Genomic DNA, 14,295 nt, shown 5'->3' with positions numbered 1-14,295 from the left:
TGTTCCACACCCCGGGACCCCGACAGCGAATTACCAGCGGCTGCTGAGATTCACGGCCAGCAATCGCCCTTGCCGTTCGGCATAGCTGCCGCTGCCGCGCAGCTCCAGGCTGCGGTGGTTCAGGGCGTTGCTGAGCAAGAGGCGCAAGGTGCTTGGCTGACCGCCCAGCTGCAGGGGCCAGCGCAGGCCCAGGTCCAGCTCGCTGAGGGCGGGCAGCTCGACCCGGTTGTCGCGCGTGGCCGGCATGCGGCCGGTGTGCGAGAAACCAGCGTCCAGGCTCAAACCGCCCAGCTCGGCTGGGCGATAGACCGCGTTGAGCTTGAGGATGCGCTCGGCCTGGCCAACCGGGCGCGGGCCGACCCGGCCCAGGGCCACGCCCTCGCCGCGCACGCGCGGCTGCATCAGCACCGCGCCGGCCACCAGCTGCCACTCGGGCGCCGGCCGGCCGTTCAGCGAAAGCTCGATGCCGCGGTGGCGCACATCGCCGAGCTCGGTGTAGAGCTGCTGGGCGTCGAGGTTGTAATAGGGCTTGCGCACATCGAACACGCCCGCCACCAGCTTCAGCCGCGGGCTCATCTGCCAACGCAGGCCGGCATCCATCTGCGTGGTCAGGATGGCCGGCAGGGCCTGGTTGCGGTTGCTGGCGTTGCCGGGCGCCACGCCGCTTTCCTCCAGGCCGCGGGTCAGGCCGGCGTAGGCCGCCAGCTCGGGGCTGAAATGCCAGGCGGCGCTGAGGTTGTAGAGCCAGGGCGTGGCTTCGGTCTCGGTCAGCGGCAGGCCGGGGCGGTCGACACGCTTGCGGTAGTCGCTGTGCTGCAGGCCGGCATTGAACTCCAGCTGCTGATTCCAGCGCAGCTCGTAGGACAGGCCCAGCCAACGCTGCTTGACCTCGTCCAGGCTTTGCGCGCCGAAGGCAAACACGGGCTGCGGCGGCTGGAAGGGCTGGAGCTGGCTCATCGTGCCGTAGTCCAGGCTTTGCGAACCACCGGTGCGGCGGTCGCGGGCGCGGCCGGCCAGCTGCAGATGCAGGCGCTGCGCCCACGGCGCCGGGGCAAAGGCCCAGCTCAGGCGCAGCTCGCCGCTGTTGGAAGCCACGCGGCTGGCTGGGTCGGCAATCACCAGGCGCTGGGCCTGGCCCTGGGCGTCCATGCCCAGCAGCAGATTGCTGAAGCTGGCGCGGTCGTCGTTTTCGGAGTGGAAGAGGCCCGCGCGCAATTGCCAGGCCGGGTCGAAGGCATGGCGCAAGGTGGCGCCGTAGTTGCGGCCGACGCCGCTGTAAGCCGCCCAGTCCGGGCCCTTGAAGACCCGCGCCTCGCCCAGCGGCGGCAGGCTGGGGGTGGCGCTGGAGACCTGCGGGCCCATACGGTCGTAGGGCGTGTCGATGGCCGAGGCGAAGACCATGGCCTCGGTGTGCACATCGGGGCGCCACCAGACCGCCAGGCTGCCGGTGGTGAACTCGCCGTCGGTGCCGTTGCCATATTCGACATGGGCTTTGGAGAAGCCGCCGGTCACGGCCCATCGGCCGTCGGTACTCAGCGGGTGGCTGAAGTCCAGATCGATATAGCGGCCCCGCCACTGGTCCAGGCCCAGCACCAGCTGCGCGCTGGGCTCGACGTCGGGCCGGCGCAGGCTGAGGTCGACGATGCCGGTGGGCGCCGGGAACACAAAGCCCTGGGCCGAAAGGCCGACGCGCACATTGCTGGACTGGCGCAGGCGAGCGCTCAAACCCCAGACCTGGTCGAAGTAGAGGCCATCGATGCGGACATTGCCGGCCGCTGTGGGCGAGAAACCGCGCACGCTGCCGCTGGTGTAGAGCCCGATGGTCTCGCGACCGATGCTGGTGCCGAAGGCATCGCTGGCGGCTTGCACCGCGGCGTCATTGGCCCGCGCGGCCAAGGGGACCAGAGACAAAGCCGCCATCATCGTCAACAGGCCGGCGGCCAGCGGGGTCAGAGGCAGGGCGGGAGCGGCAAAAGAGCGATCGGGCATGGGGCGCAGCGGAGTAGCAGGCAAAGCTGCGCAGTGTAGGTGGCAGGTCCGCCGCAGGCGAAAGCCATAGCGGCACGGCAGCTCAGGCCAGGCCCAGCGCCGCCAGCTTGCGCGCCACCATTTGAAAACGCAGATCGGTCGCCTCGGCCCAGGCGCGCACCGGCTGCCAGGCGGCGGCATGCACCTCGGCCAGCTGCGGGCTCAGCGGCGCGCGGCTGTCGGCCAGCAGCAGGTAGGCGTAGTCGTGGTGCCAGTGGGCGCCTTCCTGCTTTCGCGGGTTGGCGGGGATGGCATGGCTGTCGATGTCCAAAGGAAGGGCCAGGCCGCTGGCGGCGTCGAAGTACTCGGGGTGCGGCTGCAGGGCCTCGACGCCGGTTTCCTCGCGTGCCTCGCGCAGAGCCGAAGTCAGCAGCGGGTCGGCCGCCTCGTTGGTTTCGAAATGCCCGCCCGGCTGAAGCCAGCGCTGCAGCGTCTTGTGATGGATCAGCAGCAGCTGGCGGGTGGCGGGGTCCAGCACGATGGCGCTGGTGGTGATGTGGCCGCGCATCTGGGCGCGGTTGAAGGCATCGCCTTCGGGGTCTTGCAGCTGGGCCTGCAAGGCTTGCAGCCGCGCGCTTTCTTCCGGAAAGCGCTGGCTCAGATAGGCCTGCAGGATCTGGCAGGCCTGGGCGTGAACGCGGGAGCAGGAGGTCGACATGGGGCCATTGTCCGGCCCCGGCGGCTCCCCTCCTCCGCGCTGCGCCCTTCGGCTCAGGTCACTTCAGCAAGCCTTCGGCCTTCATCGCTTCCTGCACGGCCGGGCGGGCCGCCACGCGGGCACGGAAAGCCACCAGGTATTCGAAGCCGCTGACGTCCACACCGACGTACTGGCCCCAGTTGCTGACCACGAACAGGTAGGCATCAGCCACCGTGAACTGATCACCCATCAGGTATTGCTTGCCTTCCAGCTGGGCGTTGACCCAGGTGAAGCGCGCCATCAGCGCAGCGCGGGCGAGCGGCTTGTAGTCTTCCGGGGTGGCCGGGTTGAACAAGGGCGAGAAGCCCTTGTGCAGCTCGGAGGTGATGTAGTTCAGCCATTCCTGCAGGCGGTAGCGCGCCATGCTGCCGGCGGCCGGGGCCAGGTTCGACGCGGGCGCCAGGTCGGCGATGTACTGGACGATGGCCGGGCCTTCGGTCAGGCGCTCGCCGTTGTCCAGCTCCAGCACGGGCACCGAGCCCTTAGAGTTGATGGCGTAGAAATCGCTGCCGTCCTGCAGCTTCTTGGTCTTGGTGCTGGCCAGCATCAAGTCAAAACTCAGGCCCGCCTCGCGCAGGGCGATGTGGGGGGAGAGGGAGCAGGCGCCGGGGCTGTAATAGAGCTTCATGGTTCAGGGTTCCTTGCAAGAACTCGCCGGTCGACATGCCGGCAAAGCCCGAACCATACGCCGCTTTGCCGAGTCTTGCAGGAGGGCCCTGAACTGGGCCGGTCTCAGTCCTGTGGCACGAAAATCCAGAGCAGCAGGTAGACGAACAAGCCCGTGCCCACGCACAGCACCAGCAGGGTGAAGAGCAGGCGCCAGACCCAGGAATCCAGGCCGGTGATCCGGGCCAGGCCACCGCAGACGCCACCCAGCCAGCGGTCCTCACGGCTGCGGCGCAGTTCGTTCAGGCCGTTGGCGGCCGGCGCAAAGCCCGCGCTGGCGAAGGCGCCTGGCGCTGCCTCGCCGCTCAGCAGCCGGGCCTTGGCCTGGGCGAATTCAGCGTCACTGAGCACACCGCGCTGGTGCAGCTCGGCCAGTTTGTGGAGTTCTTCGGCGACGGACATCTGGGTTCCTCCTTCTGAGTGGCGGGGCTGTTGTTGCCCCAGCCCTCAATCTAACGCGGTTGGCGGGCTGAGTCCGTGCGCTGCGACAAACTGCAGGCGCGGGTGCCTGAACGGCCGCCCCGCATTCCCCGCAGCTTGTCGCCGCGTTCCGCCATTCGCCGCAGGCAGGGGTCAAAGCGCTGCAGGCGCTGCCCATAATCCGCCCCCATACAAGCACCCAAGTCTGGAGACGACGCTTATGTGGAAACAAAGACAAGGAACAGGAGCCGCCCCGCTACTGAGCGGCCTGGCCCTGCTGCTGGGCACCGGCCTGGCGGCAGCCGCCGCGAGCGAGGGCGGCACGAGCAAGCCGGGCAGCGGCCCCACCCACGCCTGCCGCATCGAAGGCATGCCCAATGAGATGCAATGCGGCAGCGTGATGCGGCCGCTGGACCCGGCCAAGCCGCAGGGCACGCAGATCGAGATCCACTACCTGGTGGTGCCCGCCATGGCGCGCAACAAGCAGCCCGAACCGGTGCTGATGCTGGCCGGCGGCCCCGGCCAAAGCGCCATCTCGCTGGCGCCGCGCATGCTGAGCGTGCTCAAGCGTCTGAACAACCGCCGCGACCTGGTCTTCATCGATCAACGCGGCACCGGCAAATCGGCACCGCTGCAATGCGCCGATGACAGCAAGCTGCCGGTCGCCGAAGGCCTGGACCCGCAAGCCCAGGAGCGCCGCCTGCGCGACTGCCAGGAGGCCCTGAGCCGCCTGCCCCACGGCGATCTGCGCATGTACACCACGACCATCGCCATGCAGGACTTCGAAGCCGTGCGTGAGCAGCTGGGCGCGCCGCAGTGGAACCTCTACGGTGCCTCTTACGGCACGCGTGCGGCGCTGGAATACATGCGCCAGTTCCCGAGCAAGGTGCGCCGATCCCTGATCGACGGCGTGGCGCCGCCGGACATGGTGCTGCCCGCCAGCTTCTCGACCGACAACCAGGCCGCACTGGACGCCGCCTTCAGCGCCTGCGAGAAAGAGCCGGCATGCCAGGCCCGCCACCCGCAGCTGCGTGCCCAGTGGCAAGCGCTGCTGGCCAGCGTGCCGCGCCAGATCACGGTGCGCCAGCCCATGACCGGCAAGCCGGAGCAGTTCACGCTGACCCGCAGCCAGCTGCTGCGCGCCGTGCGTGGCCCGCTCTACATGCCGGCCCTGGCCGCCGCCCTGCCCGCCGCCATCGGCGACGCGGCCGAGGGCCGCTTCGACGGCCTGATGGGCCTGACCAGCACCATGAGCTCCAACAAGAGCACCCGCCTGGCCATGGGCATGCACTTCTCGGTGGTCTGCGCCGAGGACCTGCCCCGCCTGCCGCAAGCGACCGACAAGCCAGGCGCCGACTACGGCAACAGCGACGCCCTGCTCTACAGCGCCGCGTGCAAGACCTGGCCCCGCGGCGAGGTGCCCGAGGCCTTCTACCAAGTGCCCAAGGCAGCCATGCCCGTGCTGGTGCTCAGCGGTGGCGCTGACCCCGTAACCCCGCCCCGCCACGGCGAGCGGGTGACAAAAGCCCTGGGCGACAAGGCCCAGCACATCGTCGTGCCCGAAGCCGGCCACGGCGTGGCCACCATCGGCTGCATGCGCGATGTGATGTTCCGCTTCTTCGACGCCAAAACCGACGCCGCCGCCCTGCCCCAGGACGCCGCCTGCGCCACCCGCATCCCGCGCCCGCTGGCCTTTGTGCCGGTGCAAGACAGCAGCGCCACCACCACCCAGGTGAAGCCATGATCGAAATCAAGAACGTCAGCAAGAGCTTCGTCAGCGCCAGCGGCGGCTCTTCTCTCTTCAAAAAGGGCAAGAAGCAGACCGTGCAAGCGGTGCGCGATGTCAGCCTGAGCGCGCCGAACGGCCGCATCACCGGCCTGCTGGGCGCCAACGGTGCCGGCAAGACCACCACCTTGCGCATGCTGGGCGGCTTGTTCGAGCCCGACCGCGGCCAGATCAGCGTCGACGGCATCCAGGTCAGCCAGGCGCCGCGCCAGGCCCTGGCCCGCATGGGCATCCTGGGCGATGCACATGGCCTCTACCCGCGCCTGAGCGCCCGCGAGAACATCATCTACTTCGGCCGCCTGCAAGGCATGGAGCCCGATGCCGCCAGCGCCCGCGCCGAGGAGCTGGCGCGCCTGCTGGACATGCGCCACATCCTGGACCGCCGCAGCGATGGCTTCAGCCAGGGCGAGCGCATGAAGACCGCACTGGCCCGCGCCCTGGTGCATGACCCGGCCAATATCGTGCTGGACGAGCCGACCAACGGCCTCGATGTGCTGGCCACCCGGGCGCTGCGCGAGGCCCTGCGCCATCTGCGCTCGCCCGAGGGCGGTGGCAAGTGCATCGTCTTTTCCACCCACATCATGCCGGAGGTGGAACAGCTCTGTGAGCATGTGGTGGTGGTGGCGCAAGGCCGCAGCGTGGCCGAAGGCTCGGTGCCTGAGTTGCTGGCCCTGGCCGGCGAAAAGCACTTCGAAGACGCCTTTGTGAAGCTGGCCTTCACCCAGCAGCAGCAACAGCAACAACAACAAGAGGTGGCGGCATGAGCGCGAGCATCACCAACAACAACAACAGCGGCGGCTCCAGTCTGCTGAGGAACTTCTGGATCGTCTTGCGCAAGGAGGTGGTCGACGCCTTGCGCGACCGCCGCACCCTGCTGCGCCTGGCCATCCCGGCCGTGCTGATGGGCCCGCTGCTGCTGCTGGCGCTCTCGGGCTTGATCTCTTCGCTGGAAGGCCAGGCCGACAAGCGCGAGGTGCAGGTGGTGGGCATCGAGCATGCGCCCAGCCTGCGCAACTTCTTGGAGCGCCAGACCTACACCCTGAAACAGGCTCCGGCTGACTACGAAGCACGCCTGCGCGCCAGCACCTTGCTGGAGCCGGTGCTAGTGATCGGCAAGAACTTCGAGGCCGAACTGCTGGCCGGCGACAAGCCGACGGTGGAGCTGGTCAGCGACAGCGCCAACCAACGCGCCAGCGCCGGCGTCGGCCGGCTGGAACGCCTGGTCAACGCTTTCAGCCAGGAGCGTGCCGCCATCAGCCTGGCCCTGCGCGGCGTCTCGGGCGAATTGCTCCAGCCGGTGGCCATCGAGGAGCGTGACCTGGCCAGCGTGCAAGCCCGCGCCGCCCGCATCACCGGCATCATCCCCATGTTCATCATCATGGCTGTGCTCTACGGCGCCCTGACGGCCGCCTTGGACAGCACGGCCGGCGAGCGCGAACGCGGTTCACTCGAGCCCCTGTTGATGAACCCGGTGCAGCACATCGCCCTGGTGCTGGGCAAATGGGGCGCGGTGGCCTTGCTGGGCATGGCGGTGGCGCTGATCGCCTGCGTCAGCTTTGTACCGGCACAGTGGCTGCTGCAGAGCGACAGCCTGCAAGCCATGTTCCAGTTCGGCAGCTACGAGGTGATCGCCTTCCTGCTGCTGCAGCTGCCGCTGGCCGTAGGCATCAGCGCCGTGCTGATGGCCCTGGCCATCCGCTCCAAGACCTTCAAGGAAGCCCAAGCCGGCAGCACCATGGTGATGACGGCCGTGAGCCTGATGCCCATGGTCACCCTGCTCAACCCGGGCGGCGAAGCACCCTGGTACCTGTGGGTGCCCGGCCTGGCGCAGAACACCTTGATGATGCTGGTGCTCAAGGGAGAGGCCTTGAGCATGGCCAAGGTCTTGCCCAGCGTTCTGGTGGGCCTGCTCCTGATGGTCGGCGGCCTGATCTTCGTCGCCCGCTCGATGCGCGGCGCCGTCTCCAAGTAAATTAGCGCGGCCTGCCCTCCCGCAACATCAAGCCCAGGCTCGCCTGGGCTTTTTCTTGGGCGCTACGGGCTTGGGTCGGCAATCGGCACAGAGCCGTCGTTCGCTGAGATTCGAATACGGACGCAGAGCGCGCGGAGGACCGCAGAGGTCGCGGAGAAGAGAGCAGGATTTCTAGTCTCAGCGTCCTCTGCGGTCCTCAGCGAGCTCTGCGTGCTGAAATTTCTTCGCGAACGACGGCTCAGTGCCGAATCCTGTCCTTCCTAGGCTTGGTCGCTCAGTGGTAGCCAAGGGCCCGCTGAACCTCATACTGCCAGGGCAAGGTGTGCACGATCTCGTTGAGGCGGCGGGCGGACTCCAATGGCGCTAACACCTCGCCACGTGCATTGAGGAATTGCAGGTTGGTGACCAGGGCCATGGGGTCCACCATGGCGACCACCCCGGCCGACATGCTGATCCAGTCCCAGGCCACGCCCGCGAGTGCCTCACCGTCGTCCCCTTGCCACAGGGTTTGTCCCATGGCCGGTACCCCACCTTCACCATGGATCAGAACCTGGGTGCTCAGATGCGCAAACTGCAATCTCGGCGCCTCGTGGGCATCACAAAGTACACGAGGCCATGCATACACAATCCAGGCTGGGGTCATAGATGGGCGGGTTTTGAAACCGTCGAAGGCCGAAACGCAGTAACTGTTTGTGCAGTGTGCAGATGAGGCCCGCAAACGAACAGCTGTAAACCTTGTCAGGGGTATAACCGAGTTGACCGCAAGCCCGCGGTTTATTGCAATGCGCGCCATGGATGTGAGCAATTCAATGCTGCAAGGGGGATACCAGGCCGTGCTGGAGGCACGCAGCCGCGAGGAATTTCGCCAAGAGGTGATCCGCTTCGCGCAAAGCCTGGGTTTCGCGACGGTGTCGGCCACCGTGGTGCTGGATCACACCGTCGGCGAGTCGGAGTTCGAGACGGTAGACAACACGCCGGAGTCCTTTGCCTCGACCTATTCAGACCGCAGCAGCTGGCGCCAGGATCCGGTCATGCAGCATTGCAAGCGCCAGAGCGTGCCCATCGTCTGGAACCAGAACACCTATCTGGCCTGTGGCCAAGCCGGCATGTGGGAAGAGCAGGCCCGCTTTGGCTACCGCACCGGCATCGCCCTGGCCCTGCATCTGCCCGAAGGCCGGCATTTCATGCTGGGCATGGACCGCGCCGAGCCGCTTCCCAACCATCCCGGCGAACTGACACGTCTGGTGGCGGATATGCAACTGTTTGCCGTCTATGCCCAAGACGCGGCCTGGCGCGTGGTGATGCCGCGCGAGCCTGAACAGATCAGCAGCCCGACCCGGCTGACCCCGCGCGAGCTTGAATGTCTGCGCTGGACCATGGACGGCAAGACCGCCTGGGAGGTCGGCGGCATCCTGAGCATCACTGAACGCACGGCGGTGCTGCATCTGAACAACGCCATGCACAAGCTGGGCTGCACCACCAAACACCAGGCGGTGTTGAAGGCGCTGCGCATGGGCTTGATTCGCTAACGGAAAACCCGCAGGCCAGGCGCTGCGAGCCTGACATACGCTCTGGGCTTGGCGCAACTGTAAGAGTTGACACTGTCCGAGCCATTCCCAACTTGCTCAAATCCGAACCAAGCACTCGTTGGAGTGTGTTCAACGAACGGATTCCATCATGAAACTGCAAAACAACCCCTCCTCTTCTGAACTGAACACGACCGTCCCGGCCCCGGTGGAACTGAGCCTGGAGCAGCTGCAAGCGGTGGCCGGCGGTGGCAGCCCCAAAGGCGGCTGGGGCCAGGTCCCTGACGCCACCGAGGCACCGTCGGAACCCCCTGTCCCCGGCAGCCCCAAGGGCGGCTGGTAATCCTCTGCTCACTGTCATCACCCGCTCCCTGAGCGGGCTCTGACGGAGAAGGCAAGCACCGGTCTTCACCCAACACATGCTGTTTCGCCGCGAGGCCTTGCAAGGCCAGCAGCACAGCGGTTTGGGCAGGGTGCAAGTCCTGCCACCGCTGTCTCTCACACTGCTCACGGCCGTTGCCGTGGGCAGTGTTGCTTTGGTCGTTTCCTTTCTGTGCACGGCGGAATACACACGCAAGGCGCGGGTCAGCGGCTATCTGGTGCCGGACCGCGGCGTGCTGCGCATCCAAGCCCCCCAATCTGCCACGGTGCTGAGCCGCGAGGTCGGCGAAGGCCAGGCGGTCAAGGCTGGCGATGTGCTGTTCGTGCTGGCCCTGGACAGCGCCAGCCAGACCATCGAAGGCATCGCCCAGACCCTGCAAAGCCGTCAGCTGAGCTTGCAAGGCACGGCCAACCAGCAGCTGGCCCTGGTGCGCACACAGCTGCAAACCCTGACGCAGAAACGCGCCGGCCTGCTGCGCGAACAAGCCCAGCTGCAGGTCGAGCGCCAGCTGCACGGCGAGCGCCTGGCCCTGGCGCGCGAATCGCTGGAGCGGCAGGAAAACCTGGCCCGCAACAACTTCATCTCGCCCGCCCAGCTGCAGAGCAAGCGCGAGGAACTGCTCGGCCTGCAATCGCAAACCCAGGCCCTGGCCCGCCAAGGCGAGGCGCTGCAGCGCGATCTGCAGGCGGCCGAGGCGCAGATGCGCGAGCTGCCGCTGCGCAGCGAGGTGCTGCAGGCCGAAATCGCCCGCGACCTGGCCGAGCTGAAGGAAAAAGGCCTGGAGACTGAAGGCCGGCGCCGCCTGGTGCTGCGTGCGCCCAGCGACGGCATCGTCTCCACCCTGCTGGCCGAGGCCGGCCAGAGCATCCAGGGCGGCGCGGCCTTGGCCCAGTTGCTGCCGGCACGAACCCAGATGCAGGCCCAGCTGTTCGCACCTTCCAGCGCAGTCGGCTTTTTGCAGGCGCAACAAGCGGTGCAGCTTCGCTACCAGGCCTTTCCATATCAGAAGTTCGGCCAGCAAAGTGGGCGCGTGCTTCAGGTTTCTCGCACGCCCCTGGCCCCGGCCGAGCTGGCCACCCTCAACCTGCCGGCCGCGCTCAGCCAGGGCGCCGGCAGCGAGCCGCTCTACCGCATCACCGTCAGCCTGGACCACCAAACCGTCAGCGCCTACGGACAGCCCCAAGCCCTGGCCGCCGGCATGCAGCTCGATGCCGATGTCATGCTGGAACGGCGTCGCCTGATCGAGTGGATTTTCGAACCCCTGCTGAGCCTGGCCCAACGTGTCTGATCCCGCTCCCTCCACCGACGCCGCCCCCGGCCTGCTGTCTCGCCTGCACCTGGGCTGGCGCCGCCGTGGCCGCGTGCCGGTGATTCTGCAGACGGAAGCGGCCGAATGCGGCCTGGCCTGCCTGGCGATGGTGGCCAGCGCGCGCGGCCTGCATCTGGACCTGCCGGAGCTGCGCCGGCGCTTCTCGCTCTCGCTCAAGGGCGCGACCATGGCCGACCTGCTGCGCATGGCCGCGCCCCTGGGCCTGGCCGGGCGCGGCCTGCGCGCCGAGCCCGAACATCTGGCGCGGCTGGAGCTGCCGGCCATCCTGCACTGGGATTTCAACCATTTTGTGGTCCTGGTCGAGGTGCGCGGCCAGCAGGCCCTGATCCACGACCCGGCCCATGGCCGGCGACAGATCCCCCTGACCGAGCTGTCGCGCCACTTCACCGGCGTGGCCCTGGAGCTGCGCCCCGGTCCGAACTTCAGGCCCCAGGCTCCAGCGCCGCGCCTGCGCTGGCGGCAGCTGTTTGGGCGCATCAGCGGGCTCAAGCGCTCGCTGGGCCAGATCCTGCTGCTGGCCCTGGCGCTGGAGCTGCTGGCCCTGCTCTCGCCCTTTTTGCTGCAATGGGTGGTGGACGGGGTGCTGGTCAGCGCCGACCGCGACCTGCTGGTCACCCTGGGCCTGGGCTTTGGCCTGCTGGTGCTGCTGCAAACGGCCATCAGTGCCCTGCGCTCCTGGGCGGTGCTGGTGCTCTCGGCCTCGCTCAATCTGCAGTGGCTGACCCAGGTCTTCGGCCACCTGCTGCGCCTGCCTTTGGCCTGGTTCGAGAAGCGCCATCTGGGCGACATCTGGTCGCGCTTTTCCAGCGTGCAGCAGATCCAGCGCACCCTCTCCACCCGTTTCGCCGAAGCCCTGCTGGACGGCGCCATGGTGCTGCTGACCTTGGCCATGATGGCCGTCTACTCGCCGCGGCTGAGCGCCGTGGCGCTGACGGCCGTGCTGGGCTATGGCCTGCTGCGCTGGGCTTACTTCGGCCCGCTGCGCGAGGCCAGCGAAGAGGCCCTGGTGTTCGAGGCCAAACAGAACAGCCATTTCCTGGAATCGCTGCGCGGCGCCCAAGCCATCAAGCTCTACAACGCCGAAGTCGAGCGCAGCGCCGCCTTTGCCAATCTGGTGGTCGAGCAGATGAACGCCAGCATCGCCACTCGCCGGCTGGACCTGGGCATGGCCGTGGGCCAGCGCCTGCTGTTCGGCCTGGAGCGCGTGGCCATCGTCTGGCTGGGCGCCCTGCTGGTGCTGGACCGTGAGCTCTCGGTCGGCATGTTGTTCGCCTTCCTGGCCTACAAAGAGCAGTTCAGCACCCGCGTGGCCGGCCTGATCGACAAGGGGGTGGAGCTGAGCATGCTGCGCCTGCAGGGCGAGCGCCTGGCCGACATCGTGCTGAGCGCGGCCGAGCCGGCCGACCTGAGCGCGGGGTCCAAAGTGAGTGCCGGCTCTCCGGAAGCGCTTGAGCTGGTGGACCTGAGCTTTGCCTACGCGGAAGGCGAAGCACCGGTGATCCAGGGCTGCAGCCTGCGCATCGAGCCCGGTGAGGCCGTGGCCATCGTCGGCCCCTCGGGCTGCGGCAAGACCACCTTGCTCAAGCTGATGCTAGGCATCCACAGCCCGCAGCGCGGCGAGATCCGCATTGGTGGCCGGCCACTGGCCCAGCTGGGTCTGGCTGCCTGGCGCGCCCGCATCGGCACCGTCATGCAGGACGACCAGCTCTTCGCCGGCAGCATTGCCGACAACATCAGCTTCTTCGACCCCGAGGCCGACGCGGCCTGGGTGCAGGAATGCGCGCGCATCGCCTGTGTGCACGAGGACATCAGCGCCCTGCCCATGGGTTATCAAAGTCTGGTCGGCGACATGGGCAGCAGCCTCTCGGGCGGGCAGCGGCAGCGCGTGCTGCTGGCGCGCGCGCTCTACAAACGGCCGCAATACCTGTTCCTGGACGAGGCCACCAGCGCGCTCGATGTCGAGAAAGAACGCCAGCTCAACGCCTCGCTGCGCACGCTCAACCTGAGCCGCATCGTCATCGCTCACCGGCCGGAGACCATCGCCTCGGCCCAGCGCATCATCGCCTTGCAAGGCGGGCGCGTGGCGCAGGATCTGCGCAGCGTGCCGCCGGCCAGCAACCAGGCCGGTTGAGCACCGGCTATTGCCGCCATCGAGATTGCCAAATGGACGGCGAGTGGCCGCGCTTTTAGCATTCGCCTATTGAAATCAAAACATCAATAGGCGAGAACACCATGGCCAAAACCGCGAGCTTCGGCGTCCTCCATTTGGGCACCTCCTTCGGCGTCACCTACGCCCTGACCGGCAATGTGGCCGTGGCCGGCGCGGTGACCTTTGTGGAGCCGGCAGTCAACACGGTGATGCATCACTTCTTCGAGAAGTACTGGGGCCACCCGCGCTTGAAAGCCTGGCTCGCCCAGCGCCGCAGCACTGGCGCTGCGGCGACGCCGGCCCACATCAATCCGGCTTGACCTTGGCCCGGTTCAGCACCGGCTTCCAGCGCTGCTGTTCCTGGGCGATGAAGGCCGCGAACTGAGCCGGGGTGTTGCCCACGGCCTCGGCCGAATCGGCGCTCAGGCGTTCGGTCGACGCGCTGCTGCGGATGGCCTTGGCCGATTCCGTGGCCAAGCGGTCGAGATGGGCCGGGGCCAGATTGGCCGGCGCCAGCAGCCCGTACCACTGGGTCATCTCAAAGCCCGGAAAGCCCTGCTCCGCCACGGTCGGCACATCGGGCAGCTGCGGCAGCCGGGCCTTGGAGCCGGTGGCCAGGCAGCGCAACTTGCCGGCTTTGATGAACTGCAGCACGGCCGGTGCGCCGACCGAGGCCGCATCGAGGCGGCCGGCCAGCAGATCGGTCAGCTGCGGACCGGTGCCGCGGTAAGGCACATGGACGATGAAGAGCTCGGCCGCCATCTTCAGATACTCCATGGCCAAATGGCCGGCGCTGCCATTGCCGGCCGAGCCATAGTTGAGCTGACCGGGCTTGCTGCGTGCCAAGGCCACAAACTCCTTGAGGTTGCGCGCCGGCACATCGGGGTGGACCACGTAGAGGCTGGGCACCTTGGCCAGCAAGGTGACGGGCTTGAAGTCCTTGACCGGGTCGTAGGGCAGCTTGTCGTAGATGAAGGGGTTGACCGCCAAGGTGCCGATATGGCCCAGCACCAGGGTGTGTTGGTCATCGGCGCGGGCCACCTCGGCCATGGCGATATTGCCGCTGCCGCCGGGTTTGTTTTCCACGTAGACGGTCTGGCCCAGGGTCTTGCCCAGCTCGAAGGCGGTGGCGCGGGCGACAATCTCCGAGCTGCCCCCCGGCGCAAAAGGCACGACCAGGCGCACGGAACGGCTGGGCCAAGCCGCCTCGGCCCAGGCCGGCAAGCCCAAGCCGGCGGCCGCACCGACGAGGCCGGTCTGCAACAGAAACTGGCGGCGGGCCCGCGAGTCGGGGGAAGCGTGAGGGTCGTTCAGGTCCTGGCTCATGGCTCTTGTCTCC

Annotated in this window: 14 protein-coding genes; 8 read left to right on the top strand and 6 right to left on the bottom strand. The window is 67.6% G+C overall.

Annotated features, from left to right (window positions below; translation table 11 throughout):
* Positions 1-30 precede the first annotated feature (30 nt).
* The 4 genes from LNV28_RS06375 to LNV28_RS06360 all read right to left on the bottom strand — a co-directional run bounded on the left by LNV28_RS06375 (position 31) and on the right by LNV28_RS06360 (position 3,793).
* A complete protein-coding gene (locus LNV28_RS06375; protein WP_263515891.1) occupies positions 31-1,989 on the bottom strand; it encodes a TonB-dependent siderophore receptor in 1,959 nt (652 codons plus the stop codon).
* Between the two features lie 82 nt (positions 1,990-2,071).
* Positions 2,072-2,686: an NUDIX hydrolase gene (locus LNV28_RS06370; protein ID WP_263515892.1), complete on the bottom strand. Its 615-nt coding sequence runs from the start codon at positions 2,684-2,686 to the stop codon at positions 2,072-2,074.
* Between the two features lie 58 nt (positions 2,687-2,744).
* Positions 2,745-3,353: a glutathione transferase GstA gene (gene gstA / locus LNV28_RS06365; protein ID WP_263515893.1), complete on the bottom strand. Its 609-nt coding sequence runs from the start codon at positions 3,351-3,353 to the stop codon at positions 2,745-2,747.
* A gap of 104 nt (positions 3,354-3,457) precedes the next feature.
* On the bottom strand, positions 3,458-3,793 hold the full coding sequence (locus LNV28_RS06360; protein ID WP_263515894.1) for a PspC domain-containing protein: 336 nt from the start codon (positions 3,791-3,793) through the stop codon (positions 3,458-3,460).
* A 238-nt stretch (positions 3,794-4,031) separates the two neighbouring features.
* Here LNV28_RS06360 and LNV28_RS06355 point away from each other — a divergent pair, with 238 nt between their 5' ends.
* Genes LNV28_RS06355 through LNV28_RS06345 form a run of 3 tightly spaced genes read left to right on the top strand, consistent with a single transcriptional unit; the run spans position 4,032 to position 7,569 of the window.
* Positions 4,032-5,555 carry an alpha/beta hydrolase gene (locus LNV28_RS06355; RefSeq protein ID WP_263515895.1) on the top strand — a complete coding sequence of 508 codons (1,524 nt, stop codon included), beginning with the start codon at positions 4,032-4,034 and terminating at the stop codon, positions 5,553-5,555.
* The gene (locus LNV28_RS06350) at positions 5,552-6,361 is read left to right on the top strand and encodes an ABC transporter ATP-binding protein (RefSeq protein WP_263515896.1); all 810 of its coding nucleotides are present in this window, start codon (positions 5,552-5,554) and stop codon (positions 6,359-6,361) included. Before LNV28_RS06355 ends, LNV28_RS06350 begins: the two co-directional genes overlap by 4 nt.
* Positions 6,358-7,569, top strand: a complete 1,212-nt coding sequence (locus tag LNV28_RS06345) for an ABC transporter permease (RefSeq protein WP_263515897.1) — start codon at positions 6,358-6,360, stop codon at positions 7,567-7,569. The genes LNV28_RS06350 and LNV28_RS06345 overlap by 4 nt, the downstream gene beginning before the upstream one ends.
* A 274-nt stretch (positions 7,570-7,843) precedes the next feature.
* Here the strand turns inward: LNV28_RS06345 and LNV28_RS06340 are convergent, their stop codons facing one another.
* Positions 7,844-8,086 (bottom strand): DUF4902 domain-containing protein, encoded by a 243-nt coding sequence (locus LNV28_RS06340; protein WP_263515898.1) that lies wholly within the window; start codon positions 8,084-8,086, stop codon positions 7,844-7,846.
* A gap of 274 nt (positions 8,087-8,360) precedes the next feature.
* Here LNV28_RS06340 and LNV28_RS06335 point away from each other — a divergent pair, with 274 nt between their 5' ends.
* The 5 genes from LNV28_RS06335 to LNV28_RS06315 all read left to right on the top strand — a co-directional run bounded on the left by LNV28_RS06335 (position 8,361) and on the right by LNV28_RS06315 (position 13,276).
* Positions 8,361-9,098 carry an autoinducer binding domain-containing protein gene (locus LNV28_RS06335; protein ID WP_263515899.1) on the top strand — a complete coding sequence of 246 codons (738 nt, stop codon included), beginning with the start codon at positions 8,361-8,363 and terminating at the stop codon, positions 9,096-9,098.
* Positions 9,099-9,246: 148 nt separating this feature from the next.
* Positions 9,247-9,438, top strand: coding sequence for a CCRG-2 family RiPP (locus tag LNV28_RS06330; protein ID WP_263515900.1), 192 nt, complete (start codon positions 9,247-9,249; stop codon positions 9,436-9,438).
* Between the two features lie 76 nt (positions 9,439-9,514).
* Complete coding sequence (locus LNV28_RS06325) at positions 9,515-10,765, top strand: HlyD family secretion protein (protein WP_263515901.1); 1,251 nt, start codon at positions 9,515-9,517, stop codon at positions 10,763-10,765.
* Positions 10,758-12,938, top strand: coding sequence for a peptidase domain-containing ABC transporter (locus LNV28_RS06320; RefSeq protein ID WP_263515902.1), 2,181 nt, complete (start codon positions 10,758-10,760; stop codon positions 12,936-12,938). The genes LNV28_RS06325 and LNV28_RS06320 overlap by 8 nt, the downstream gene beginning before the upstream one ends.
* 101 nt (positions 12,939-13,039) lie before the next feature.
* Positions 13,040-13,276, top strand: a complete 237-nt coding sequence (locus LNV28_RS06315) for a DUF2061 domain-containing protein (RefSeq protein WP_263515903.1) — start codon at positions 13,040-13,042, stop codon at positions 13,274-13,276.
* Here LNV28_RS06315 and LNV28_RS06310 read toward each other — a convergent pair.
* On the bottom strand, positions 13,263-14,282 hold the full coding sequence (locus LNV28_RS06310) for a Bug family tripartite tricarboxylate transporter substrate binding protein (protein ID WP_263515904.1): 1,020 nt from the start codon (positions 14,280-14,282) through the stop codon (positions 13,263-13,265). The genes LNV28_RS06315 and LNV28_RS06310 overlap by 14 nt on opposite strands.
* Positions 14,283-14,295: the final 13 nt, after the last annotated feature.

Origin of the sequence: Paucibacter sp. DJ2R-2, assembly GCF_025717675.1 — a bacterium.
In the GTDB taxonomy this organism is placed as follows: Bacteria; Pseudomonadota; Gammaproteobacteria; order Burkholderiales; family Burkholderiaceae_C; genus Paucibacter_A.
Note: the sequence above shows the minus strand (reverse complement) of the source record. Positions and strands in the feature narration are given on the sequence as shown.

Excerpts from the sequence above, each read along its gene's own strand:
- LNV28_RS06355 (WP_263515895.1), top strand. The coding sequence starts at position 4,032 with ATGTGGAAACAAAGACAAGGAACAGGAGCCGCCCCGCTACTGAGCGGC.
- LNV28_RS06360 (WP_263515894.1), bottom strand. The coding sequence starts at position 3,793 with ATGTCCGTCGCCGAAGAACTCCACAAACTGGCCGAGCTGCACCAGCGC.
- LNV28_RS06370 (WP_263515892.1), bottom strand. The coding sequence starts at position 2,686 with ATGTCGACCTCCTGCTCCCGCGTTCACGCCCAGGCCTGCCAGATCCTG.
- LNV28_RS06310 (WP_263515904.1), bottom strand. The coding sequence starts at position 14,282 with ATGAGCCAGGACCTGAACGACCCTCACGCTTCCCCCGACTCGCGGGCC.
- LNV28_RS06350 (WP_263515896.1), top strand. The coding sequence starts at position 5,552 with ATGATCGAAATCAAGAACGTCAGCAAGAGCTTCGTCAGCGCCAGCGGC.
- LNV28_RS06375 (WP_263515891.1), bottom strand. The coding sequence starts at position 1,989 with ATGCCCGATCGCTCTTTTGCCGCTCCCGCCCTGCCTCTGACCCCGCTG.
- LNV28_RS06315 (WP_263515903.1), top strand. The coding sequence starts at position 13,040 with ATGGCCAAAACCGCGAGCTTCGGCGTCCTCCATTTGGGCACCTCCTTC.
- LNV28_RS06330 (WP_263515900.1), top strand. The coding sequence starts at position 9,247 with ATGAAACTGCAAAACAACCCCTCCTCTTCTGAACTGAACACGACCGTC.
- LNV28_RS06340 (WP_263515898.1), bottom strand. The coding sequence starts at position 8,086 with ATGGGACAAACCCTGTGGCAAGGGGACGACGGTGAGGCACTCGCGGGC.
- LNV28_RS06335 (WP_263515899.1), top strand. The coding sequence starts at position 8,361 with ATGGATGTGAGCAATTCAATGCTGCAAGGGGGATACCAGGCCGTGCTG.
- LNV28_RS06325 (WP_263515901.1), top strand. The coding sequence starts at position 9,515 with ATGCTGTTTCGCCGCGAGGCCTTGCAAGGCCAGCAGCACAGCGGTTTG.
- LNV28_RS06345 (WP_263515897.1), top strand. The coding sequence starts at position 6,358 with ATGAGCGCGAGCATCACCAACAACAACAACAGCGGCGGCTCCAGTCTG.
- gstA (WP_263515893.1), bottom strand. The coding sequence starts at position 3,353 with ATGAAGCTCTATTACAGCCCCGGCGCCTGCTCCCTCTCCCCCCACATC.